20 protein-coding genes and 1 pseudogene are annotated in these 24,160 nt (G+C 69.0%); 9 read left to right on the top strand and 12 right to left on the bottom strand.

The genetic code is table 11. The features are described 5' to 3' along the window. Positions 1-58: 58 nt before the first annotated feature. Positions 59-643, top strand: coding sequence for a TetR/AcrR family transcriptional regulator C-terminal domain-containing protein (locus tag ON33_RS07195; protein WP_040856800.1), 585 nt, complete (start codon positions 59-61; stop codon positions 641-643). Between the two features lie 73 nt (positions 644-716). Here the strand turns inward: ON33_RS07195 and ON33_RS07190 are convergent, their stop codons facing one another. The 6 genes from ON33_RS07190 to ON33_RS07165 form a co-directional block, all read right to left on the bottom strand. Next, complete coding sequence (locus ON33_RS07190; RefSeq protein WP_040856799.1) at positions 717-1,865, bottom strand: alpha/beta fold hydrolase; 1,149 nt, start codon at positions 1,863-1,865, stop codon at positions 717-719. 137 nt (positions 1,866-2,002) lie between these two features. After that, complete coding sequence (locus ON33_RS07185) at positions 2,003-2,470, bottom strand: SRPBCC domain-containing protein (protein ID WP_040856798.1); 468 nt, start codon at positions 2,468-2,470, stop codon at positions 2,003-2,005. A 30-nt stretch (positions 2,471-2,500) separates the two neighbouring features. Beyond that, positions 2,501-3,832 (bottom strand): sensor histidine kinase, encoded by a 1,332-nt coding sequence (locus tag ON33_RS07180; protein WP_083868675.1) that lies wholly within the window; start codon positions 3,830-3,832, stop codon positions 2,501-2,503. Beyond that, positions 3,829-4,518, bottom strand: a complete 690-nt coding sequence (locus tag ON33_RS07175; protein WP_245550332.1) for a response regulator transcription factor — start codon at positions 4,516-4,518, stop codon at positions 3,829-3,831. Before ON33_RS07175 ends, ON33_RS07180 begins: the two co-directional genes overlap by 4 nt. 96 nt (positions 4,519-4,614) lie before the next feature. Next, positions 4,615-5,304 (bottom strand): dethiobiotin synthase, encoded by a 690-nt coding sequence (gene bioD / locus ON33_RS07170; protein WP_245550330.1) that lies wholly within the window; start codon positions 5,302-5,304, stop codon positions 4,615-4,617. Beyond that, on the bottom strand, positions 5,301-6,455 hold the full coding sequence (locus ON33_RS07165; RefSeq protein ID WP_040856795.1) for an 8-amino-7-oxononanoate synthase: 1,155 nt from the start codon (positions 6,453-6,455) through the stop codon (positions 5,301-5,303). Before ON33_RS07165 ends, bioD begins: the two co-directional genes overlap by 4 nt. A gap of 105 nt (positions 6,456-6,560) precedes the next feature. Between ON33_RS07165 and ON33_RS07160 the strand changes: the two genes are divergently transcribed. Beyond that, the gene (locus ON33_RS07160; RefSeq protein ID WP_051151741.1) at positions 6,561-6,854 is read left to right on the top strand and encodes a hypothetical protein; all 294 of its coding nucleotides are present in this window, start codon (positions 6,561-6,563) and stop codon (positions 6,852-6,854) included. A 27-nt stretch (positions 6,855-6,881) separates the two neighbouring features. Here the strand turns inward: ON33_RS07160 and ON33_RS07155 are convergent, their stop codons facing one another. Continuing rightward, positions 6,882-8,144 carry an adenosylmethionine--8-amino-7-oxononanoate transaminase gene (locus tag ON33_RS07155; protein ID WP_040857003.1) on the bottom strand — a complete coding sequence of 421 codons (1,263 nt, stop codon included), beginning with the start codon at positions 8,142-8,144 and terminating at the stop codon, positions 6,882-6,884. A 157-nt stretch (positions 8,145-8,301) separates the two neighbouring features. On the opposite strand from ON33_RS07155, the gene ON33_RS07150 reads away from it, so the two are divergent. From ON33_RS07150 to treY, 3 genes are read left to right on the top strand one after another with little or no spacing between them, the layout of a single operon-like run. Next, positions 8,302-9,273 (top strand): bifunctional helix-turn-helix transcriptional regulator/GNAT family N-acetyltransferase, encoded by a 972-nt coding sequence (locus ON33_RS07150; protein WP_051151739.1) that lies wholly within the window; start codon positions 8,302-8,304, stop codon positions 9,271-9,273. Positions 9,274-9,283: 10 nt separating this feature from the next. Then, a complete protein-coding gene (gene glgX, locus ON33_RS07145; protein ID WP_040856794.1) occupies positions 9,284-11,395 on the top strand; it encodes a glycogen debranching protein GlgX in 2,112 nt (703 codons plus the stop codon). 11 nt (positions 11,396-11,406) lie between these two features. Continuing rightward, the gene (gene treY, locus ON33_RS07140; protein ID WP_051151777.1) at positions 11,407-13,815 is read left to right on the top strand and encodes a malto-oligosyltrehalose synthase; all 2,409 of its coding nucleotides are present in this window, start codon (positions 11,407-11,409) and stop codon (positions 13,813-13,815) included. Between the two features lie 190 nt (positions 13,816-14,005). Here treY and ON33_RS07135 read toward each other — a convergent pair whose 3' ends face one another. After that, positions 14,006-14,278 carry a hypothetical protein gene (locus tag ON33_RS07135; protein WP_040856793.1) on the bottom strand — a complete coding sequence of 91 codons (273 nt, stop codon included), beginning with the start codon at positions 14,276-14,278 and terminating at the stop codon, positions 14,006-14,008. Between the two features lie 206 nt (positions 14,279-14,484). Between ON33_RS07135 and ON33_RS07130 the strand changes: the two genes are divergently transcribed. Further along, a complete protein-coding gene (locus ON33_RS07130; protein ID WP_040856792.1) occupies positions 14,485-15,159 on the top strand; it encodes a response regulator transcription factor in 675 nt (224 codons plus the stop codon). Between the two features lie 65 nt (positions 15,160-15,224). Here ON33_RS07130 and ilvA read toward each other — a convergent pair whose 3' ends face one another. Further along, positions 15,225-16,580 (bottom strand): threonine ammonia-lyase IlvA, encoded by a 1,356-nt coding sequence (gene ilvA / locus ON33_RS07125; protein WP_051151738.1) that lies wholly within the window; start codon positions 16,578-16,580, stop codon positions 15,225-15,227. Positions 16,581-16,647: 67 nt separating this feature from the next. Continuing rightward, complete coding sequence (locus tag ON33_RS07120) at positions 16,648-17,085, bottom strand: nitroreductase family deazaflavin-dependent oxidoreductase (RefSeq protein ID WP_040856999.1); 438 nt, start codon at positions 17,083-17,085, stop codon at positions 16,648-16,650. 86 nt (positions 17,086-17,171) lie between these two features. On the opposite strand from ON33_RS07120, the gene ON33_RS07115 reads away from it, so the two are divergent. Beyond that, positions 17,172-17,390: a hypothetical protein gene (locus tag ON33_RS07115; RefSeq protein WP_040856790.1), complete on the top strand. Its 219-nt coding sequence runs from the start codon at positions 17,172-17,174 to the stop codon at positions 17,388-17,390. A gap of 98 nt (positions 17,391-17,488) precedes the next feature. Here ON33_RS07115 and dnaE read toward each other — a convergent pair whose 3' ends face one another. Then, positions 17,489-21,040 (bottom strand): DNA polymerase III subunit alpha, encoded by a 3,552-nt coding sequence (gene dnaE / locus ON33_RS07110; RefSeq protein ID WP_040856789.1) that lies wholly within the window; start codon positions 21,038-21,040, stop codon positions 17,489-17,491. 89 nt (positions 21,041-21,129) lie between these two features. After that, a complete protein-coding gene (locus ON33_RS07105; protein WP_040856997.1) occupies positions 21,130-22,380 on the bottom strand; it encodes a serine hydrolase domain-containing protein in 1,251 nt (416 codons plus the stop codon). A 179-nt stretch (positions 22,381-22,559) separates the two neighbouring features. On the opposite strand from ON33_RS07105, the gene ON33_RS07100 reads away from it, so the two are divergent. After that, positions 22,560-23,954, top strand: coding sequence for an alpha/beta hydrolase family protein (locus ON33_RS07100; protein WP_040856787.1), 1,395 nt, complete (start codon positions 22,560-22,562; stop codon positions 23,952-23,954). A gap of 62 nt (positions 23,955-24,016) precedes the next feature. Beyond that, a pseudogene (locus ON33_RS43125) lies at positions 24,017-24,160 on the top strand (SAM-dependent methyltransferase); the annotation flags it as partial.

Here is a 24,160-nt window from a genome sequence, read left to right as displayed (position 1 = left end):
TCAGGGTAGGCTAGCAGTCCGGAACGTGAGCCGGAACACGAGAGGGTCGGGTTTTTCAGTGCAACTCCATCGCACGGACGTGGTCGACGGGGCCATCGCCATTCTCGACCAGTACGGTCTGGCGGATCTGACCATGCGCCGGCTGGCCACCTCACTGCACGTCCAGCCGGGTGCGCTGTACTGGCACTTCCCCAACAAGCAGGCCCTGCTCGGCGCGGTCGCCGACCGCATCCTCGGCCCCATGGACGAGCCCGTCGCCGCCGACGAATGGTCCAAGCAGATGACCGAATTGGCGCACCGGCTGCGCGAATGCCTGCTCGCCTACCGCGACGGCGCCGAATTGGTCTCCGCCACCTACGCTTCCCGCCTCACCACCAGCAAGGGCCGGGAACGCCTGGCCAGCGCCGCGATTCGCGCGGGCATGACCCGCGAGGAGGCCGACCTGGCGGCCTACACGCTGCTCTACTACGTGCTCGGCCAGACCGTCGACGAGCAGTCGCGCATCCAGATGGACTCCATGGGCGCACTCGCGGAGGAACATTCGCCCCTCTACGACACCACCGACGCCACCGCCCGCTTCGACTTCGGCCTCCAGCTCTTCGTCAGCGGCGTCCGACACCTGCTGGGTTCCCGCATACGCTGACATCGGGCGTCCCCCGCGGGCCGAACCGCGGCCGCCGACGACGCCGTGCGCTGACCTGGGAGAGCTCGCCGGGTCAGCGCCCGACCGAGAGCTCCGCGGCCTCGTCGGCCTGCACCTGCCGCACGAATGGCAGCACCTGCTGTTCGATGACCGTGTTGTACTCCTGCGGCCGCTCGATCGGATTGGCGTGCGCGGTGGTTCGCGTGGTCACCACCAGCAGCGTCCCGTCCACCCCGCCGACCTGGTCGATCAGCACCCTGTGCGAGTACTCGACATCCACGATCGGATCGTCGTACGGATTGTGCGGCCGGATGAACACGATGGCCGGACGTGGTTTGCCCGCAGCGGGTTTGGACAGCGCCCGCAGATCGTCCACCGCGCCGCCGGCCACGATCACCTTGAACTGGGCCTCGATCAGGCCGTTGCTGGCGACATCGGTGTTCAGGATCTTGTCGCGCAGAACGCTTTTCACCGCCTCCCGGAACTCGTCGCCGCGGATCACATAGCGGCCACCGACGAAACTCTCGTGGCGCGCATACGTTTCCACGATCAGCCGCAGCAGCCTGCTCTCCCGCGCGCCGGGCACCCAGCCCATCCAGCGCAGCATTTCCTCGCCCTGGTCGCGGCTCTCGGGCCGGACCGCGTTCAGATCCACCGGCGTGCAGTCCAGCAGCACCGCCCGCACCCGCTTCTTGCTGTCCAGGTGCAGGTGCTTGGCGATCTCCAGCGCGATCACCCCGCCCATGCTGTGCCCGGTCAGCACCACGTTCGGCACCTTGGCCGCGTCGGTGACCTTCACGATCAGATCCGAGATGACCTTGGTGTCGATACCGGCATTGTCGTAGCGAACGGCCCACACCGATCCCAGCCGCCGCAGCGACGGCAGCGCCCGGGCGGTGTCACTGGCGTCGAGCACGCCCAGCCCGACCAGATCGAAGACGGCGGTGTCGCCCGCCGCCGAATCCGACGGGCCCGCGATGGGCAGCACCGCGGGTGCGGTACGCGCGAGCCGCGCCTGCTCCGGCAGCACGTCCAAACCCATGTATTCGGCGAAGGCGCCCAATGCGATCAGCGGCACCAGGGAAAACCGCACGACCAGCAGCCGGGTGCGCCGCCAGTGCACCCAGCGGGCACCCAGACGGGTTCCGCGCAGGCGGGCGCGACGCCGCCGATCGTCGTAGTCGGCGACCCCGGATGGATTCGGAAAACCCGGCAGCGCCATACCAATCAAGGGTACGAATTTCCGGCTCGTCATCCAGGCTTGTTCTGCCGGTCGTCTCCTGGTAGCGCGCAGATCATCTCGATGAGCGGACGGCATCCAGGCTCACCGGGCGGCGAGGCCGAGAGGTCGGTGAGGCGTCAGTGACCGGAGGTCTGCTCCGTGTGCTCGGCGAGTTTGGCCAGCGCCATGCGGAAGCCGACCTCGTTCTCGTCGGGAGACAGGCCCGGCGGGAGGTTCTCGTGACTGGCGGTCACGCGGGTGCCGCCCGGGGCGTCTTCCAGGGTGTAGGTCACCGTCATCTCGCCCAGCAATTCCGGGTCGTCCGTTTCGAATTCGACGGTCTGCACCACCTCGCGGTCGGGCACGACGCGGGCGAAGACCCCGTGGAAGGTGTCGGTGTGCGGCGTCGTCTTGCCGGCCTCGGTGTGCAGGTCGTAGGTCAGCGAGATACGGAACCGCCCGCCGACGCGGGGATCGAATTCATGGATGCGACTGGTCATGCCGTTGGGGACCATCCACGTTCGTACCGAATGCGCATCCAGGAGCGCCCGGAAGACACTCGGACGGGGGGCACCGACGAACTTCTCGACTCGAGTGGAAGGCACGGCGCCACCCTACGCCCGATATGACGAAGATCACGACCACTCCGCCGATCCGCTCGGCGGGTCCTCTGGCGCGACCGGCAATGCGAGGGTGGCCAGGGTGCCACCGCCCGGCGCGGGACGCAGGGTCACCCAACCGGAATGCACGGTCGCCACCCACCGCACCAGCGACAGGCCGATGCCATGATGCCCGCGCGCCCCGACCGCGCCACGCCGGAAGGGGTCGGCCAGCGCGGGATCCAACCCCGGCCCGTGATCACGCACCAGCACCTGCCCCGCCGCCACCCTGACCTCGACGGGCGGGGCGCCGTGGACCACGGCATTGTCGATGAGATTGCGGACCGCCAGCGCCAGCAGGTCCGGATCCGCGTGCACCGCCGTGGGTTCCGCGATGAGGGTGATCTCGCCACCGCATTCCGCGACCACGCCCTCGACCAGCTGATCCAGGAACAGGCGCTGCCGATCCAGTTCGCCCACACCGGTTTCGGCGCGCGTGCGGGCCAGCAGTCCGGCCACCATGCGGCCCATGCGGTCGGTGAGGTCGCGGGCGTCGGTGACCGCGCGCCGGGTGTCGTCCGGATCGCGCAGCGCGGCATCCAGGTAGAGCCGCAAAGTGGCCAGGGGCGTACGCAATTCGTGCGAGGCCTCGGACAGGAAGCGCTCCTGCTGGTCGAGCATGCGCACCGCCGGGCGCATGCTCACCCCGGACAGCAGGTGCCCGGCCAGGGCGGCCAGCGCCACCAGGGTCAGGCCGCCGCCCCACAGGGCCACAACCAGACTGCGGTGGTCGCTCGCCCCCGGCGCGGGGTCGCCGCCCGCGAAGACGATGGCGCCGACCGTGTTGTCGTTGTCCCAGGCCGGGGCGGCCGCGAGCCGCACCGCCTGGCCGTCGCGGTCGGTGGCGCTGTGCCACTGGGTGTCCTCGGCGTCGGCGGCCCGCCGCGCGTACCCGGTCAGGTCCGCGGGCAGCCCGGATCGCCTGTGCACGAACAGTTCCCGCCATCCGCCGTCCGGTTCGCGGACCAGGATGGCGACGGCGCTGGGGCCGCTCGCGAGATCGTCGTCCCCGCGGACGGTGTCCAGGTCGACGGCGCCGTCCTCGTTCCAGTACACCTCGCGCGCCAGGCCCGTCACCACCCGGTCGACGCCGGCGTCCAGGGCCTTCTCCCGGGAATGCCCGTCGATGGAGGCCGCGAGAGAGGCGAGCACGACCAGGCAGAGGGCGGTCAGCGCGGTGAACAATCCGGTCAGCAGCCACCGGGTCCGCCGCAGCCGGCCGGGCGTCGTCGGACGCGCCCCGATCCGGGCCCGCACCCGCCGGGAGAGCCCGGCGCGCACTCCGGCGAGCCGCGTCCGGAGGCTCATGGCGAGATGGTGAAACCGGCGCCGCGGACGGTTTCGATGAGGGGCGGGGCGCCGAGTTTGCGACGCAGCTGGGCGATCACGACGTCGACGACATTGGAGGCGGGTTCGGCCATTTCGTCCCAGCAGCATTCGATGAGTTCGGCGCGGGTGACGACGGTGCCGGCGCGCACCGCGAGAAGTTCGAGGACGCCGAATTCCTTGGGAGTCAAGGTGAGCAGGGTGCCCGCGCGGTGGACGCGGCGGCGCGGCCGGTCCACCACGAGGGTGCCGACGACGGTGCGGGTGGGCGCGGGCAGCTCCCGGCGGCGGCACAGCGCGCTCACCCGGGCCGCGAGTTCGTCCATGGCGAAGGGCTTCACCACGTAGTCGTCGGCGCCCTGCGCGAAACCGTCCAGCCGGTCGGCGAGGGCGTCCCGGGCGGTGAGCATGACGACCGGGGTGCGCTGCCCGGATTCCCGATGGGCATGCACCAGATCCAGGCCGTCGCCGTCGGGCAGGCCACGGTCGACGACCAGGCAGTCATAGGTGTTGATCGAGATCTTCAGATCGGCGTCGGCGTAGTCGCGGGCCAGATCCACCGCGAATCCGGCGGCCCGCAGGCCCGCCGCCACCTCGTCGCCCAGGCTTCGGTCGTCCTCGCACACCAGTACCCGCACCTGCGCAATTACAGCACTCGCACCGGTCATCCGGCCACGACCCCGGCAGCCGACCCATCCATGCGCCCACAGTGGCAGGGGGCTCGTTAGGAATTCGTGAGCTCTCGGCCGCGCCGAGGCTCAGGCTCAGGGGTGGAGATACCGACCGGTCCAGCCCGCGTCGAACCAGCTCGACGCGGTCGCGGCGAACTCCGGCCCACCCCAGGCGCCCGCCCCGGCCGGGACGGACCCGACCAGCTCCACCCCGGTCACCGCGGGAAGATCGGTGCGATTGCACTCCGACGCCAGATCCGGTGCGGCAGGCCAGGATCCGATCACCAGGCCCGCGCATTCGATGCCCGCACCGGCCAGGGCGCGGGTGGTGAGCTCGCTGTGATTGAGGGTCCCCAGCCCGGCGGCCGCCACCAGCAGCACCGGCGCGTTCATCTTCTGGGCCAGATCCAGCAGCGTGAACTCGCCCATCCGGACCAGCAGGCCGCCCGCGCCCTCGACCAGCACGAGGTCGGCGCCCGCGCAGGATTCGATCCCCGCCACCGTCTCCGCGAGCGTCAGCAGCGGCTGCCCGCAGCGGCGCGCGGCGGTGTCGGGGGCCAGCGGCTCGGGGTACCGCGCCAGTTCGAGCGTCCGGGTCACTCCGCTCAGCCGGGTGATCTCGGCCAGATCGCCCGGTTCCCCGGGGGCCATGCCGGTCTGCACGGGCTTGCACACCGCGACCTCGATCCCGGCCATGCGCGCGGTGGCGGCCAGGGCCGCGGTGACGACGGTCTTGCCGACGTCGGTGGAGGTGCCGGTGACGAACAGCAGCTGCGCGCTCACGCCGAAACCGCCTCTCGCCCACGGGCTTCCGCCAGTACCTCGCCGAGCACGGTGGCGATGGTGTCGAGCTCGGCCTCGGTGAGGTCGGCACGGGCGGTCAGGCGCAGGCGCGAGGTGCCCTCGGGGACCGAGGGTGGGCGGAAGCAGCCTACGCTCAGACCGCGGGCACGGCAGGCCTGGGCGGCGTCGTAGGCGATCTGGGCATCGCCGAGGATGACCGGCACCACGGCCGAATCCGGTTGGCCGACACCGGCGATGCGGGCCAGGTCGGCGGCGCGGTCCAGCACCCGCTGGGCCATCCCGGGATCGTGGCGCAGCAGCCGCAGGGCCGCGCGGGCCGCGCCGACGGCGGCGGGCGCCAGGCCGGTGTCGAAGATGAAGGTGCGGGCGGCGTCGATGAGATGCGCGCGCACCCGTCCACTGGCCAGCACCGCGCCGCCCTGTGCGGCAAAGGCTTTGGAAAGGGTCGCGGTGATCACCAGGTCGGGTTCCCCGGCCAGCCCGCACTCCTGCACCAGCCCGCGGCCGCCGTCGCCGCGCACGCCGAGCCCGTGCGCCTCGTCCACGATGAGCACCGCACCATTGGCACGGGTCACCCGGTGCAGTTCGGTCAGCGGGGCGAGATTCCCGTCGGCGCTGAACACCGAGTCCGTCAGGACCAGTGCCCGTTCCTCGGTGCGTTCGGACAGCAATCGGTCCACGGCCGCCGGATCGCAGTGCGGGGCGATCTCCACCCGCGCCCGCGACAGCCGGCACGCGTCCACCAGCGAGGCGTGGCTGCCCGCGTCCGAAACCACCAGTGCGCCATGGTCGGCCAGCGCGGTGACCGCGCCCAGATTGGCGGCGTAGCCGGAGGCGAACACCAATCCGGCCTCCGCGCCGACGAATTCGGCGAGTTCGGTCTCGAGCTGTTCGTGCTCGGCGGTGGTCCCGGTGACCAGGCGTGAACCGGTCGCGCCCGCACCCCAGTACCGCACCGAGGAAATGGCTCCCTCGATCACCTCGGGGTGGCGGACCAGTCCGAGGTAGTCGTTGGAGGCCAGGTCGATGGCCGCCGTGTCGGAGGTGCGGGGGCGCAGTTCACGGCGCAGCCCGGCGTCCACGCGCTCGGCGGCGCGGGTGTCGAGCCAGCTCAGGGGATCGGCAGTCACAGCTCGGAAGCATACTTGAACACCGTTCAGGGGGCCATGGGTGTCGGTGCACGGCGCTATGCTGGGAAGTCGCAAGGAGGCTGCGCGATGCCACGATGGGCAATAGTGGTCGAGCAGACGACCGGCTTCGGCGACAGCAAGGCCTGGAGTCCGAAGATCCTCACCGAGGTGGTGGGAACCCGCGAACAAGCTCTCGCGAAGGTCCCGGACCTCGTCTCGAAATTCCAGCCCGATCACCCGAAGTTGATCAGCCGCCGCACCATTCTGCGCGACGGCGACACCTTCATGCTGATCGCTCGCGGCTGGTCCGACGACTATCACTGCGTTTTCAAAGTCTGGGAAGTCCTGTCCGACAGTGACAATTCAGACAAAGTGCGCGAAAGACGGGCCAACCGTTGACGGTTCGCCGTTCCGTGAAATAGGCGGTCAGGCGGCTGCGGCAGCGCGCATGGCGGCGGTGATGCGGTTGATGTCCTCCGCGGTGCTGATGAAGGGGGGCATGCAGTAGATGAGGTTGCGGAAGGGGCGGAGCCAGACGCCGGATTCGACTGCGGCGTCGGTGGTTCTGCGCATGTCGACGGGGTCGTGCAGTTCGATGACGCCGATCGCGCCGCGGGTGCGGACGTCGGCGACGCCGGGGAGGGCGCGGGCGGGGGCCAGGCCCTCGGACAGGCCGGCGTGGATGGCGCGGACCTCGCCCTGCCAGTCGCGCGAGAGCAGCAGTTCGATCGAGGCCACCGCGACCGCGCAGGCCAGGGGGTTGCCCATGAAGGTCGGGCCGTGCATGAGACCGCCGTGGGAACGGCTGATGGTCTCGGCGATCTCGGTGGTGCACAGGGCTGCGGCGAGACTCATGTAGCCGCCGGTGATGGCCTTGCCGACGCACATGACGTCGGGGCGGACACCCGCTTGCTCGGCGGCGAAAAGCGTTCCGGTGCGGCCGAATCCGGTGGCGATCTCGTCGAACACCAGCAGCACGTCGTGCTCGTCGCACAGGCGGCGCAGCTCGGCCAGGTAGCGGGGATCATGGAAGCGCATGCCGCCCGCGCCCTGCACCACGGGTTCCACGATGACCGCGGCCAATTCGTGCGCGTGCGCGGCGAGGGTCCGCTCCAGCTCCGAGACGTACTGCGGCTCATAGGCTTCCGGCGGCGGGCTCGTGAAGACCTGCGGAACCAGCACGTCGGTCCACAGCGAGTGCATGCCGCCCTCGGGATCGCAGACGCTCATGGGGGTGAAGGTGTCGCCGTGGTAGCCGCCTCGCCACGTCATCAGCCGGTGCCTCTCCGGCCGGCCCAGCGCCCGCTGATACTGCAGGCACATCTTCACCGCGACCTCCACCGACACCGAGCCGGAGTCGCAGAGGAAGACCTTGTCCAGCCCCTCGGGGGTGACCTCGACCAGCAGCTGCGAGAGCCGCGCCGCGGGCTCATGGGTGAGTCCGCCGAACATGACGTGACTCATCTTGCGCGACTGCGCCAGCAGCGCGGCGTCCAGCACCGGGTGCTGGTACCCGTGCACCGCGGCCCACCAGGAGCTCATGCCGTCCACCAGTTCCCGGCCGTCGGCCAGGGTGAGCCGGGTGCCGGACGCGGAGGCGACCACCAGCGGCGCGGTGGTCGCCGGGAAGCCGCCGTAGGGATGCCACACGTGGGCGGCGTCGATCGCGGTGATCTCGCCGGCGGGCAGTGCCGCGACGGGCTCCGCAGGTGCCGCAACAGGCTCGGTCGATGCCACGGGAAGTCCTTCGAGGAGCGGGCTTGAACAGCGTTCAAGTTAGCACGAACCCCGGAACCGGCCGACACCCCGGCGTATTCTTTGACTCGGTCAAAGGATTGGAGCCGGCATGACCGTCGAGACGACCGATCGCCCGGTCGAGGCACAGCACATCGCCGCCGTGCGCGCCTTCAACCGGCGCTACACCCGCATCATCGGCGTCCTGCGGGGCGAGCTGCTGGGCACCGGATACTCGCTCACCGAGGCCCGAATCCTGTTCGAGCTGGCCCATTTCGGGGCCGCCGAGGTGGTGGATCTACGGCTGACATTGGATCTCGACGCCGGATACCTGAGCCGCATCCTGGCCAGGTTCGAGGAGCGGGGCCTGGTGGCCCGCCGCCGGTCCGACGCCGACGGGCGGCGGCAGGTCGTGGAACTGACCGACATCGGCCGGGCGGCCTTCACCGTGCTGGACCAGCGCACCCAGGAGCAGATCGGTGAGTTGCTGGTGCCACACTCCCCCCTCGTCCGCACCCGGCTCGTCGGGGCCATGCGGACCATCGAGCAGATCCTCGACACCGACTCCGAGCCCGATCCCGCCGCGGTGATCCTGCGCGCGCCCCGGCCCGGCGACCACGGCTGGGTGATCGCCCGCAATGCCGTGCTCTACGCCGAGGAGTTCGGCTGGAACGCCGAGTACGAGGCCCTGGCCGCCGGCATCGTCGCGAACTGGCTGAGTTCCCATGACCCGCAACGGGAACGGGCCTGGATCGCCGAATACGAGGGCGAGCCGGTCGGCTGTGTCTACTGCATGCGCGAGGACGACACCACCGCCCGGCTGCGGCTGCTGCTGGTGGAACCGACCGCGCGCGGGCTCGGCGTGGGCAGCGCGCTGGTCGACGCATGCCTGCGCTTCGCCACCGAGGCCGGCTACACCCAGATGGTGCTGTGGACCAACAGCGTGCTGCACGCCGCTCGCCACATCTACCAGCGCGCCGGATTCGAACTGGCGGAATCGAATCCACACCACAGCTTCGGCGTCGATCTGGTCGGGCAGACCTGGCGACGGGGACTCGGCCAGGAGGACGATCCGGCCCGCTAGGGTCTGGATCATGGCTCCCGCGACTCCCCGCTCCACCACGGTCGGTGTCTGGCCGGGAACCGCCTATCCGCTGGGCGCGACCTACGACGGCGCCGGCACGAACTTCTCGGTGTTCTCCGAGGTGGCGCGACGGGTGGAACTGTGCCTGATCGATGCCGAGCACCGCGAGACCCGGATTCCGCTCGACGAGGTGGACGGCTATGTCTGGCACGCCTATCTGCCCGGCATCGGGCCCGGGCAACAGTACGGTTTCCGGGTGCACGGGGGCTTCGATCCGAAGCAGGGACTGCGCTGCGATCCCAGCAAGCTGCTGCTGGACCCCTACGGCAAGGCGTTCGAAGGCGACTTCGGAACCGACACCGCGCCCTACAACTTCGGGCAGAACTCGCTCGGGCACACCATGACCGGGGTGGTGATCAACCCGTACTTCGACTGGGGCGACGATCGTGCGCCGAAACGGCCGTACCACCGGACGGTCATCTACGAGGCGCACGTGAAGGGCATGACCGTCACGCATCCCGCGGTACCGCCGGAACTACGCGGAACCTTCGCGGGCATGGCGCATCCGGCGATCATCGACCACCTGCTGGGCCTGGGCGTGACGGCCGTGGAACTCATGCCGGTACACCAATTCCTCGACGACCGCATTCTGCTGGACCGGGGCCTGCGGAATTACTGGGGCTACAACAGCTTCGGCTATTTCGCACCGCACCGGGGCTATGCCGCGGGCTCCGCCCCCGCCGCCGCGGTCACCGAATTCAAGGCCATGGTGCGCGCCTTCCACGCCGCCGGCATCGAAGTGATCCTCGACGTGGTCTACAACCACACCGCCGAGGGCAATGAATTCGGGCCGACCATCAGTTTCCGGGGCATCGACAATGCCGCGTATTACCGCCTGGTGGACGATGATCCGCAGCATTACATGGATTACACCGGCACCGGCAACAGCTTCAACATGCGCCACCCGCACGCGTTGCAGCTGATCATGGATTCGCTGCGCTACTGGGTCCTCGACATGCGCGTGGACGGATTCCGCTTCGACCTGGCGGCCACCCTGGCCCGCGAATTGCACGATGTGGACCGGCTTTCCACCTTCTTCGACCTGGTGCACCAGGATCCGGTGGTGAGCCAGGTCAAGCTCATCGCCGAACCCTGGGACGTCGGCGAGGGCGGATATCAGGTCGGCAATTTCCCGGTGGCCTGGACCGAGTGGAACGGCAAATACCGCGACACCGTGCGGGATTACTGGCGCGGGCAGCCGGCCACGCTCGGCGAGTTCGCCTCCCGGCTCACCGGGTCCTCGGACCTGTACGAGGTCACCGGCCGCCGGCCCAGTGCCAGCATCAATTTCGTGACCGCGCACGACGGATTCACGCTGGCGGATCTGGTGTCCTACAACGAGAAACACAATGACGCCAATGGCGAGAGAAATCAGGACGGCGAGAATTACAACCGCTCCTGGAACTGCGGCGTCGAGGGCCCGACCGAGGATCCGGAGATCCTGGCCCTGCGCGCGCGGCAATCCCGGAATCTGCTCGCCACCCTGATGCTCTCCCAGGGCACCCCGATGCTGTTGCACGGCGACGAATTCGGTCGCACCCAGCGCGGCAACAACAATGTCTACTGTCAGGATTCCCCGCTGTCGTGGATGGACTGGACGTTCATGGACACACACGCCGATCTGCTCGAATTCACCAGGCGCGCGGTCGCGCTGCGCGCCGCGCACCCGGTGTTCCGGCGGCGCCGCTTCTTCGATCCGACGCCCGATCCCGACGGGCTCGGTGACATCGCCTGGTTCACGCCCGGCGGCGCGGCCATGACCGACGCCCACTGGGAGACCGGCTTCGCCCGCTCACTGGCGGTGTTCCTCAACGGCGACGGCATCAACGAGCCGGGCCCACGCGGGGAACGCGTCGCCGACGACTCGTTCCTGCTGTGCTTCAACGCCCACGACCAAGCGCTGGATTTCACCCTCCCCGACACCCGGCACGGTAATGCCTGGTCGGTGGCCCTGGACTGCGCCACACCCACGGGCCGGCCCGCCGCCGACACCGCCCACCCCGCCGCCTCGACGGTGCAAGTGCCCGCACACTGTCTACTCGTACTGCGCCGTACGGCATGATCGATACCGCCATGACCAGCTCGCCCGAACACCGCACCGGACCCATCGCACGGCAGACGCCCGTGCGCAGCACCTACCGCCTGCAGCTGCGGCCCGACGCGCTCACCTTCGCCGACGCGCGCACGATCGCCGAATACCTGCAGCAGCTGGGCATTTCGCACCTGTACCTGTCGCCCGTCATGACCGCGGCGCGCGGCTCCACCCACGGCTACGACGTCACCGACCCGACCACGGTGTCGGCCGGGCTGGGCGGGCCGACCGGGCTCAAGGCCCTCGCCGACGAGGTGCGCAGCCGCGGCATGGGACTCATCGTGGATCTGGTGCCCAATCACGTCTCGGTGGCCGATCCACGGCAGAACCAGTGGTGGTGGGACGTGCTGCGGCACGGCAAGGGGTCCAAGTACGCCGACTGGTTCGACATCGACTGGACGCCGGGCAACGGCGCGGGCGGGCGCATCGCGCTGCCGGTGCTGGCCGGGGAGAACGATCCGGCGGCGCTGACCGTGGACCGTACCGGACCCGAACCCATGCTGGCGCTGCACGATATGCGCTTCCCCATCGCGCCCGGCACCGACGGCGAGAACGCGCTGCGCATCCACGACAAGCAGCACTACCGGCTGGTCAACTGGAAATCCGGGCTGTGCGGGTATCGCCGCTACTTCACCGTGGGCGGGCTGGCCGCCATCCGGCAGGAGGACCCGGCGGCCTTCGAGGCCACCCATCGCGAACTGGCCGCCTGGTGCGAGCACGATCTCATCGACGGTGTCCGCGTGGATCATCCCGACGGGCTGGCCCAGCCTGCCGAATACCTGCGGCGGATGCGCCAGCTCATCGGGCCGCAGCGGCTGCTGCTGGTCGAGAAGGTGCTCTCGAATCGCGAACCTCTCGATGCCACCCTGCCCATCGACGGCACCACCGGCTACGACGCCCTCGCCGACATCGGCGGCGTGCTCATCGACCCCGACGGCGAGAAGCAGCTCACCGACCTGTCGCGGCAGTTCACCGGGCACGGCAGCGACCGGGCCTGGTTCACCGAGCAGGAACACCGGATCCGCCGCGCGGTCGCCGAGACCATGCTGGTGCCCGAGGTGCGGCGACTGGTCGCCGCGGTCAAACGCGACGCGCACGCCGACGCCTTCGACACCATGGCGCTCACCAATGCCGCGGTCGAGGTGCTGTCGTTCATGCCGGTCTACCGCACCGACTACGCGCCGCTGGCAGGCATGGTCGGCGCGGTGGTCGCGGAGGTGGCGCGGCGCAATGCCGAGCTGACCGCGCCGCTGCAGGTGCTGGTGACCGCGCTGGCCACCGGCGGCGAGGCCGCCACCCGCTTCCATCAGGTGGGCGGGGCCATGAGCGCGAAAGCCGTGGAGGACACCATGTTCTACCGCGCCGCACGACTGGTATCGCTACAGGAGATGGGCGCCGACCCGGCCCGCTTCGGCTGCTCGCCCATCGAGTTCCATCTCGCCAATGCCGAACGCGCACAACGCTGGCCGGCCACCATGACCACGCTGTCCACCCACGACACCAAGCGCGGCGAGGACGTGCGCGCCCGCATCGGCATGCTCTCACAGGTGCCCGACATCTGGGCGCGCTCGGTCAGCACCTGGGAGGAGATCGCACCCGGACCCGACGGCGCTACCACCCTGTTCCTGTTGCAGAACATGTTCGGGGTGTGGCCCGCCGACGGCCGCCCGGCCGCGGCCGTGCCCGGACTGCGCGAGCGGCTGCACCAGTTCGCGGAGAAGGCGGTGCGCGAGGCCGGCACCCAATCCTCCTGGGAGGAACCGGATATCGAGTTCGAGACGGCGGTGCACCGCTGGATCGACGCCGTCATCGACGGGCCCGTCGGCGCCGAACTCGGCGAGTTCGTGGCCGATCTGGCCGGGCACGCCTGGACCGACGCGCTGGCGCAGAAACTGCTGCAACTGTGCGGACCCGGCATCCCCGACATCTATCAGGGCTGCGAGCTGTGGGAGGACGCGCTCGTCGATCCCGACAACCGCCGCCCGGTGGACTTCACCCACCGTTCGCTGCTGCTGCAATCCCTCACCGGCACACCGGATCTCGATCCGACCGGCGCGGTCAAGATGTGGATCGTGGCATACGCGCTGTGGCTGCGCCGCGAACGCCCGGACTGCTTCGTCGGCGGCGCCTACATCCCGCTGTTCGCCTCCGGCGACCGCGCCCAGCACCTGCTCTCCTATGCCCGTGGCCGCAGCGGCGAGACCCCCGAGGTGATCGTGGCCGTCACCCGCCACAGCATCCGGCTCGACGAGGCGGGCGGATGGGCGGACACGGTACTGGACCTGCCGCAGGGACATTGGACCGACCGGCTCACCGGCCACACCTTCTCGGGGCGCGCCCGGCTGGAGAAGCTGTTCGCCCGGCTGCCGGTCGCGCTGCTGGTGCGCTGACCGCTACGAAGAAACCGGCTCCGAAGCGACTGTGCGACAGGGTGATCGAGCGCTGCCGTCGTCCCGATAGACCTGCCGGTTCATGGCGGCGGCGGTCCGCGGACCGAAGACTCCGTCCTCGGTGACGGCCGGCCCGCAATCGGCAGGACGGTCCGGCCGGCGCGGGTCGGCTGAGCGTGGCGCATGCCGGTCAGGCGGCGGACCTTTCCGGACCGCCGTCCTCGTCGCCCCCGGCAGTGCGTGACACCGGGACCTCGTCGACGGGCTCGATGAGACCGGGCGGCACCGGACCCCGCCGCTGCTCGCACCAACGGTGAATATCGGCCGGGCGGTAGCCCTTCCGGTCCGGAACCGTGGCGGCCAGGTAGCTGTCCTGGTCCTCGGGCTGCAGCAGTTTGCGCCAGGAATCCCAGTAGAACCGCGAACTGCGCCAGCCGGTGGCCAGGCGGGCGTAGTTCAGCACCTGGAAGCCGACGCTCAGCGAATCGTGCAGGTGCGTGGCATCGAACGGGCACTTGCCGAGCAGGGTGTCCAGGCGGTCGTGATCGAAGGCCGGCCGTCAACCCCCGCGCGGGCCCTCACAAGTACCCTCACGTGCACTGTTGACGCCCCGCGTGCATGCCGCGATCGCTCACGATTCGTTCACGATCCCTGTGGCACGGTGACCGCATGTCCGACGATGGAGTGAGCGCCCGCAGCGTATGTGTCCTGGTCTGTGAGGACGACGAGCGGCTGGGCGAGCGGGTCGCGGACGGACTGCGGGCGGCCGGCTTCCTCGTCGATCTGACCCGCACCATCACCGACGCCGCCGCACAGTGCGGGGTGCGGATCTACGACTGCCTCATCGTGGACCGCGGGCTCCCCGACGGCGACGGACTGGAACTGGTTCGGCGGCAACGGGAATCGGGTGACCGCACACCCGCGCTGCTGATCACCGCCCGCGACAGCCCCGCCGAACGCCGCGAGGGCTACGCCGGCGGTGCGGACGACTATCTGGCCAAGCCGTTCTCCCTGGGTGAGCTCGCCGCCCGGGTACGGGCGCTGTGCTCGCCGCGGCGGTCGCAGCATTCGGTGCTCACCATCGGGGATCTGATGGTGGACCGATTACGCCGGCGGGTGCGGCGCGGCGGAATCCTGCTGACCATGACCACCCGCGAATTCTGCGCACTGGAACTGCTGGCCGCGCGCGCCGGAACCCTCGTCACCCCGGCCGAGATCGCCGCCCACTGCAGCGATTCCGGCTCGACCGCGGGTGTGGACGAGGTGATCACGCGCCTGGACCGCAAGCTCGGCCGGCCGCGGATCATCCACAGCTCGGCGGCGGGATATCTCCTGCACGCCTGAAAGCCCCAGCGGGGCAACCGGACCCGTGTGATCCGAACGAGGGGTCGGATCACACGGGCCACCGGTCACGTCAGATACCGGTAGGCGGGTGAGTTCGGGTCCAGCCGTTCGCACTGGATCGGCGACTCGTCCATCCGCTTCAGCAGCGGCTCCAGCCCCGCCGGGGTGCCCAGCTCGATACCGACCAGCGCGGCGCCGGTTTCCCGGTTGTTGCGCTTGACGTACTCGAACACGGTGATGTCGTCATCGGGGCCCAGCACCTCGTCCAGGAAGCGGCGCAGCGCGCCGGGCTCCTGCGGGAAGTCCACCAGAAAATAGTGTTTCAGGCCCTGATGCACCAGCGAGCGCTCGATGACCTCGCCGTAGCGGGAGACGTCGTTGTTGCCGCCCGAGAGCAGCACCACCACCGTCGAACCCGGCTCGATCTCGATCTCACGCAGCGCCGCCGTCGCCAGCGCGCCCGCCGGCTCGGCGACGATGCCCTCGTTCTGGTACAGCTCCAGCATGGCGGTGCAGATGGCGCCCTCGTCCACGTGCAGCATGCGGAAAGAGCCTGCGCCCGATTGGGTTTCGGTGCTGGTCAGTAGAGGCAGCGAGGCGTGCGAGCGGACCTGGCCGCCGAAACGCACCACCGCCTGATAGCCGACCGCGCCGACCCGGCGCACGGCCGCGCCGTCCACGAACGGATCGATCTCGGGCAGCGTCACCGGGCCACCGGCCACCAGCGCGGCCGTCATGGACGCCGCGCCCGACGGCTCCACCGCCAGAATCGCGCTGTGCGGCGAACGTTCCCGCAGATAGGTGGCGATGCCCGCCAGGCAGCCACCCCCGCCCACCGGAACCACCACCAGATCGGGCTCGCTGCCGAGCTGCTCGAGGAACTCGGCGGCGATGGTGCCCTGACCGGCCGCGGTGCGTGGATCGTCGAAGGGCGGCACCATGGTCGCCCCGGTGCGGGCCACATCGTCGGCGGCGGCCGCGGCGGCCGCGTCATAGGTGTCGCCGACGGCGATCAGCTCCACGAATTCGCCGCCGTGGACCCGGATACGGTCGCGCTTCTGCTTCGGGGTGGTGGTCGGCACGTAGATGCGGCCCGAGACGCCCATGGCGTTGCACGCGAAGGCCACGCCCTGCGCGTGGTTTCCCGCGCTCGCGGTGACCACGCCCGCCGCCTTCTCGGTGGCGGTCAGCTGCGTCATGAGGTTGTAGGCGCCGCGCAGCTTGTAGGAGCGGACCGCGGTGAGATCCTCCCGCTTGAGGTAGACCTCGGCCCCGGTCAGCGCCGACAGCCGCGGAATCCGTTGCAGCGGCGTCGGCTCGATAATGTCCGAAATTCGCTTCGCGGCCGCATCGATCTCGTCCGCCGTCAATTCGGGCAGCGGACCGGACACTTTCTCGGCAACTACAAGCGGATCAGACACCCGAACATGCTAGCTGGGCGCACGCGGCGGGACTGCGGCAGCGCCGAGAAAAGCGCCGAAGCCGGATTCAGGGGCGCGGCGTGAGAACGAACAGCGGGATCTCCCGGTCGGTCTTCTTCTGATATTCGGCGTAGTCGGGCCAGACTTCGACGGCCCGCTTCCACCACAGGGCCTTCTCGTCACCGGTGACCTCGCGAGCGTCGTAGTCCTTGACCACATCACGATCGCGCAGTTCCACATGCGGGTCGGCCTTGATGTTCCAGTACCAGACCGGGTGCTTGGGCGCGCCGCCCAGCGAGGCGACCGCCGCGTACTCGCCCTCGTGCTCGACCCGCATGAGCGGGGTCTTACGGAGCTTGCCGGACTTGTTGCCGCGGGTGGTCACCAGAATGATCGGGACGCCGCGCAGGGTGTGCGCCTCGGCGCCCCCGGAGTTCTCGTACTGCTCGGCCTGCTCCCGCGACCAGTCGGACGGGCTGGGTTCGTACTCTCCGTGAAGTGGCATGACCTCGACAACCACCCCTGTTGCCGTGTTGTTCCCGACAGAGGTTTCGGTTGCCCGAACTTTGGTTCACCGACTACCCTTACCGTATGGCAGTGGTTCACCCTACGGACACCGAGCGGCTCCGCTCGCATGCTTCCGTGGACATCGCCGGGACGGCATGGCCGGTCTACAAGCTGGAAGCCTTGTTCTCCGGTGTGGTGGTCTGTCTCACGCTCGCCCTCGTCACCGGGTCGGCGCAGGCCGCGGTGCTCGGCGCGGCGGTGATCGCGGCGCTGCGCTGGATCATCGGCGCGACGCGCGGCTGAACCGTTCCGCTGAAGCGGTTCTCGGCGATCCCACCTGGCTCCGAAACGACGTATGCCCCACACCGGAGTGAGGGGCATACGCGTATCCGGTACCGAGGTCAGACCCCCAGGCAGCCCGGTCCGAGGAGGGCCTTCAGGTCACCCATGAGGGCCGAGGAGGTCGAGACCCGCAGGTTGTCGGCCACCTTGAGCATGGTGGTGCGATCCCGGGAGCCGACGTGCTTGATGTGAACGTCGGCGGTGCCCGGATGCCGGGACAGCACGCGCTTGAGCTCGCCGATCTTGTCCGGCGTGCACAGGCGTGTCGGGATGACCACCGACAGCGGCTTGTCCACGCCGATCGACGAAAGGTCCGGCACCACGAGGTCGTTGGCGATGAGCGAGACGCGGTCGTCGCGGGCGCTGACGCGGGCCTTCACCAGGACGATGGCGTCCTCGGTGACATCCATGCCGTAGACCGAGTAGGACTGTGGGAAGAACAGCACCTCGATACCACCGGTGAGGTCCTCGAGCTGGGCCGAGGCCCAGGGCAGGCCGTTCTTGTTCACGCGGCGGGTGACATTGGCGAAGATGCCGCCGATGGTGACCTGCGCGCCGTCCTTGACGTCGCCTTCGAGAATGGCGGGGATCTGGGTGTCGGACTGGGCGGCCAGGACGTGCTCGACGCCGTTGAGCGGGTGCCCGGACACATAGAGGCCCAGCATCTCTCGCTCCAGGGCGAGCTTGTGCTTGGTCTCCCATTCCTCGTCGGGGACCTTCACATTGAAGACGCTGGCGAGGGAGTCGTCGCCGTCGTCGAGGCCGCCGAAGAGGTCGAACTGGCCGATGGCCTCGGCCTTCTTGGTCGACATGACCGCGTCGATGGCATCGGAGTGCACCAGCAGCAAACCCTTGCGCGGATGCCCGAGCGAGTCGAAAGCGCCTGCCTTGATGAGGGATTCGGTGACCTTCTTGGTGCAGGCGATGGCGTCGATCTTGTTGAGGTAGTCGGAGAAGTCGGTGAACTTCGACTTCTCCTTGCGTGCCGCGATGATCGAGGCGACCACGTTCGCGCCGACGTTGCGGACGGCGCCCATGCCGAAGCGAATGTCATTGCCCACCGAGGCGAATTCGAGTTCGGACTCGTTGACGTCGGGCGGCAGCACCTGGATGCCCAGGCGGCGGCAGTCGGCCAGATAGACGGCAGCCTTGTCCTTGTCGTCACCGACGGAGGTGAGCAGACCGGCCATGTACTCGGCGGGGTAGTTGGCCTTCAGGTACGCGGTCCAGAACGACACCAGGCCGTATCCGGCGGCGTGCGACTTGTTGAACGCGTAACCGGCGAACGGGAGAATCGTGTCCCACAGCGCCTTGATGGCGGGCTTGGTGAAACCGTTCTCCAGCATGCCCTTTTCGAAGCCTTCGAATTCGGCCTCGAGGACTTCGGCCTTCTTCTTACCCATGGCGCGGCGCAGAATGTCGGCTCGGCCGAGGGAGTACCCGGCGACCTTCTGCGCGATCTGCATGATCTGCTCCTGATACACGATCAGGCCGTAGGTATCGCGCAGGATGTCCGCGAGGGGCTCCTCGAGCTCCGGGTGAATGGGCTTGACCTCTTGCCGCCCGTTCTTGCGGTCGGCGTAGTCGTTGTGCGCGTTCATGCCCATGGGGCCGGGGCGGTAGAGCGCGAGCACGGCGACGATGTCCTCGAAGCCGGTGGGGACCATGCGGCGCAGCAGATCTCGCATGGCGCCACCGTCGAGCTGGAACACGCCGAGGGTGTCACCGCGGGCGAGCAACTCGTAGGTGGCGGGGTCTTCCAGGGGCAGCGTGTCCAGGTCGAGTTCGATGCCGCGGTTGGCCTTGATATTGACCAGCGCGTCACCGATGACCGTCAGGTTGCGCAGACCCAGGAAGTCCATCTTCAGCAGGCCGATGGCCTCACACGACGGGTAGTCCCAGCCGGTGATGATGGCGCCGTCCTGCGCGCGCTTCCACACCGGGATCGCGTCGGTCAGCGGCTCGCTGGACATGATGACGGCACAGGCGTGCACACCGGCGTTGCGGATCAGACCTTCGAGACCGCGGGCGGTCTCGTAGATCTTGTTGACGTCCGGATTGGTGTTGATGAGCTCGCGGACCTCGGCCGCCTCTTTGTACCGCTCGTGCTCGGGGTCCATGATGCCCGAGAGCGGAATGTCCTTGGCCATGATCGGCGGCGGCAGCGCCTTCGAGATCTGGTCCGCGATGGCGAAACCGGGCTGGCCGAACTGGACGCGGGCCGAGTCCTTCAGTGCCGCTTTGGTTTTAATCGTACCGAAGGTGATCACCTGGGCGACGCGGTCGCTGCCCCACTTGTCGGTCGCGTAGCGGACCATTTCACCGCGGCGGCGATCGTCGAAGTCGATATCGATATCGGGCATGGACACGCGCTCCGGGTTGAGGAAGCGCTCGAACAGCAGACCGTGCGGAATCGGGTCGATGTTCGTGATGCCCATGGCGTAGGCGACCAGCGAGCCGGCCGCCGAACCACGGCCCGGGCCGACATTGATGCCGACCGAGCGGGCGTAGGTGATGAGGTCACCGACGACGAGGAAGTAGGCGGGGAAACCCATTTCGTTGATGACGCCGAGCTCGTACTTGGCGCGGGTGATGTACTCCTGCGGCGGCCCGCTCGGGAAGCGGCGGTCCAGGCCCTTCATGACCTCGTGCTCGAGCCAGGTGGCCTGGGTGTAGCCCTCGGGAACCGGGAAGATCGGCATCCGGTCGCGGTGCGCCCAGACGTCGTCGTAGGACTGGACGCGTTCGCCGATCAGGACCGTGTTGTCGCACGCGCCAGGGACTTCCGCGTCCCAGATGGCTCGCATCTCCTCGGCGGACTTGAGGTAGTAGCCGGAGCCGTCGAACTTGAAGCGGGTCGGGTCCGAGAGCGTCTTGCCGGTCTGAATGCACAGCAGCGCTTCGTGATTGCCCGCGTCGTGCTCGTGCACGTAGTGGCAGTCGTTGGTGGCGAGCGGCGGGATGCCCAGCTTCTTGCCGACCTCCAGCAGGCCCTCGCGCACCCGGCGTTCGATGGACAGGCCGTGGTCCATGATCTCGAGGAAGAAGTTCTCGGGACCGAAGATCTCCTGCCACTTGGCCGCGGCCTCGAGGGCCTCGCGCTCGTGGCCCAGGCGCAGGCGGGTCTGCACCTCGCCCGACGGGCAGCCGGTGGTGGCGATGATGCCCTCGGCGTGCTCGGCGATGATGTCGGCGTCCATCCGCGCCCACTTGCCCAGCTGGCCTTCGATGGAGGCGAGGCTCGACAGCTTGAACAGATTGCGCAGACCGGTCGCGTTCTCCGCGACCATGGTCATGTGGGTGTAGGAACCCGAACCCGAGACGTCGTCGCCCTTCTGCGACGGGTCGCCCCACAGCACGCGCTTGGTGTTGAACCGCGACTCCGGCGCGATGTAAGCCTCGATACCGATGATCGGCTTGATGCCCTGTTTCTTGGCGGAGTTGTAGAACTCGGAGGCGCCGTACATGTTGCCGTGGTCGGACATGCCGACTGCGGTCATGCCCAGTCGGGTCGCCTCTTTGAACAAGGGCGTGATCTTCGCCGCGCCGTCGAGCATCGAGTACTCGGTGTGGTTGTGGAGATGGACAAATGATCCCGACGAGGCTGACACCCGGACATACTATGCGGCCCCACCGACTAGTTCCGAAGCCACGCGGAGGCGCCACCGGTGATCGGCGTGGCGGCTCCTGCGTGTCGTGCTCAGGCGGCCGCGGGCTGGGCGAGGGTAGTGGTGCGGCGCGCCGCGTAAGCGCCCCGCACCACCAGCGGCAGCACCCATGCCGATGCGATCTGGTCCAGACTCATCGCCCCGATACCGAGCCGATTGTGGACGAATCCGACCGAGAGTCCCAGGCGGGGTTCGGCCCAGCCGAACGATCCGCCCAGGCCGATGTGCCCGAAGCCCGCGTGGGCTCCCGGAACGGGCAGCGAGTGATACCCCATGTGCCACATCATCGGGATGTAGAACAGGGCGTGGTCGAGCCGATATGTCTCCACGTGACGCAACGCCCGGATGGTCTCCGGCGAGAGGAAACGACGGCCCTCGTGCATGCCGTCGTTGGCGAGCGCGCCGTACACCGTGGCCAGGCCGTTCGCGGTGCACACACCGTTGCCCGCGCCCAGTTCGGTGCGCAGGATGGGCGGATCCTCGCCCTCCACCAGCTGGTCCAGGCCGGGCAGGAACAGGGCGCGGGCGACGGCGCCCAGCGGGCCGGGCAGCGAGTAGGCGCGGCCCAGCATCAGCGAGCCGTAGCTGGAGCCGGCCGCCGACAGCTTGTTGCCGTGCAGCAGTGCGGCAGTGGTCGCCGACCCGGCCGGCGGACGCCCGAGGTGGATGCCCTCGACGCCCAGCGGTTCGGCGACCTCGGTGCGGAACAGCTCGGCCATACCGCGGCCGGTGACCGCGCGGGCCAGGCCCGCCACCAGCCAGCCGAAGGTCAGCGCGTGATAGGTCGGCTTGCCCAGCAGATGATCGGGTTTCGCGGCGGCCAGTTGATCTTCCATCATGCGGTGGTCGAGCACGTCGTCGAGGCCGCGGGCGATGGCGGGCAGCCCGTACAGCCCGGCGCGGTGGGACAGCACGTGCCGCACCGTGATCCGCCCCTTGCCGTTGGCGGCGAATTCCGGCCAGTAGTGGGCGACCGGGGCGTCGTAGTCGATGAGGCCGCGGTCGGCGAGCCGGTGGATGACCGTGGCCGCAATGCCTTTGGTGGCGGAGAAGACGATGGCGCCGGTGTCGGCGTCCCAGGACCGGCGCGGCGCGGCGTCCCCGGTCCAGATCTCGACCAGTGGTTCCCCGCGCAGGTGCACCGTGAGCGCGCCTCCCGCGCCCGGGTGACCACCTACCATCCGCGCGAAAGTGCGCACCAGCGGACCGAATTCGGCGGCCGCGTATCCGCCCACGGAAGCGGGCAGGTCCACGAGACCCGAGGGGGAAGCGTCATTGCTCACAGATTCCACAATACGAGTGACCAGTGTCACGGGCAATGACGACACCTGGAGCGTTATTCCGTTTGGCTCCATGGTTATTGCGGGTGGCCGGGTAGTGACCTGAGCGTTACCGACTCGAGGTTTTCCGAGATCAGAGCGAGTCCCGGAGTGAGCCGGCCGCCGCTGCGTAGGCTGTGGCAATGCGAAAGTCGTGGTCGCTGGCTTCGGCGGTGCTGGTCGTGATCGCACTCGTGCTGGCCGGATGTTCGTCGTCGAAGCCGCCGCAGGCCGCGCCCCTCGGGGTGACCGGGGACTGGCACGGAACCATCGAGGTACCCGACCACCCGCTGGCCGTGGGGGTCAGCTTCACCAGCGAGGACAAGGCCACCATCGACATTCCCGCGCAGGGTGTCGACGCCGCCCCGCTGAGCGGGATGAAGAACGACGCCGACGGCGTGGCCTGGACCATTACCAAGATTCCCGGCGATCCCTCGTTCCAGGGCAAGTACGACAAGGGCTCCGACAGCATCCCGGGGCGGTTCACCCAGTCCGGCAAGACGTTTCCGCTGAACCTGACGCGCGGCAAGGTCGAGGGCCCGCCGCGGCCGCAGGAGCCGAAGCCGCCGTTCCCGTACAAGTCCGAGGATGTCAGCTTCCCCAGCGGGGGCATCACCATCGCCGGGACGTTGACCGAGCCGAACTCCGGCGGGCCGTTCCCGACCGTGGTGCTGATCAACGGCAGCGGGCCCAATGACCGCAATGAGGAAATCGTGGGCCACAAGCCGTTCCTGCTGCTGGCCGACACCCTGACCCGCGCGGGGTACGCGGTGCTGCGCACCGACAAGCGCGGCGTCGGCAAGACCGGCGGGAATCTGGACACCTCCAGCTACACGGATCTCACCGACGACGTCGGCGCCGGCATGGCCTTCCTGCGCGGGCGGCCGGAGATCGACGCCAAGCGGATCGGCCTGCTCGGGCACAGCGAGGGCGGGTACCTCGCCCCGCTGTACGCCGAGCGGCCCGGCAGCGGGGTGGCGTTCGTGATCATGATGGCGGGTCCGGCGGTGCCGGGTTCGGATGTGCTGCTGGAACAGAACCGGCTGATCCTCGCCGCGCGGGGCGCGACGCCCGAGGAGGTCGACAAGCAGGTGTCCTTCTCGTCCACACTGTCGACGCTGCTGCGTTCCGGCGATCTGGAGGCCGCCAAGACCTATGTGCGACAGCACAACGACGGCCTGCCCGCCGACAAGAAGCTGTCCGACGCGGACATCGACCAGCTGGTGACGCCGTACATGGCGGCGCTGGCGGGCTACGACCCGGCGCCGGCGCTGTCGGCGCTGCGGGTGCCGGTGCTGGCCTTCTACGGCAGCAAGGATCTCCAGGTGCCCGCGGCCCAGAGCGAGGGCCCGGCGCGCACGCTGCTGGCCGCCGATCCGGACGCGACCGTGCACGTCTTCGACGGGCTGAATCACCTGATGCAGCCCGCCGGCAAGGGCACGCCCGACGAGTACGCCACCATCGAGACCACCATCGATCCGCAGGTGCTGACCTTCGTGACGGACTGGCTGACGCAGCGCTTCCCGCCGACGCACTGACCGATTCACCCACATTGCCCGAATTAGTGGCGGTCGCGCGCTCCGATTGCCAGAGTGGTGGGGTGGGAATTTACGAAGACCGGGTACTGCCGAGACTGGTCGACCTGTGCTGTGGTTCGAAGCAGATGGACGCCGAGCGGCGGCTGGCCTGCGCCGGGCTGCACGGACGCGTGGTCGAGATCGGGTTCGGATCCGGGCGCAATGTG

The sequence above is a fragment of the Nocardia niigatensis NBRC 100131 genome, assembly GCF_000308655.1.
Taxonomy (GTDB): domain Bacteria; phylum Actinomycetota; class Actinomycetes; order Mycobacteriales; family Mycobacteriaceae; genus Nocardia; species Nocardia niigatensis.
The sequence above is the reverse complement of the archived record's forward strand: the minus strand, read 5'-3'. Positions and strand labels throughout refer to the sequence as shown.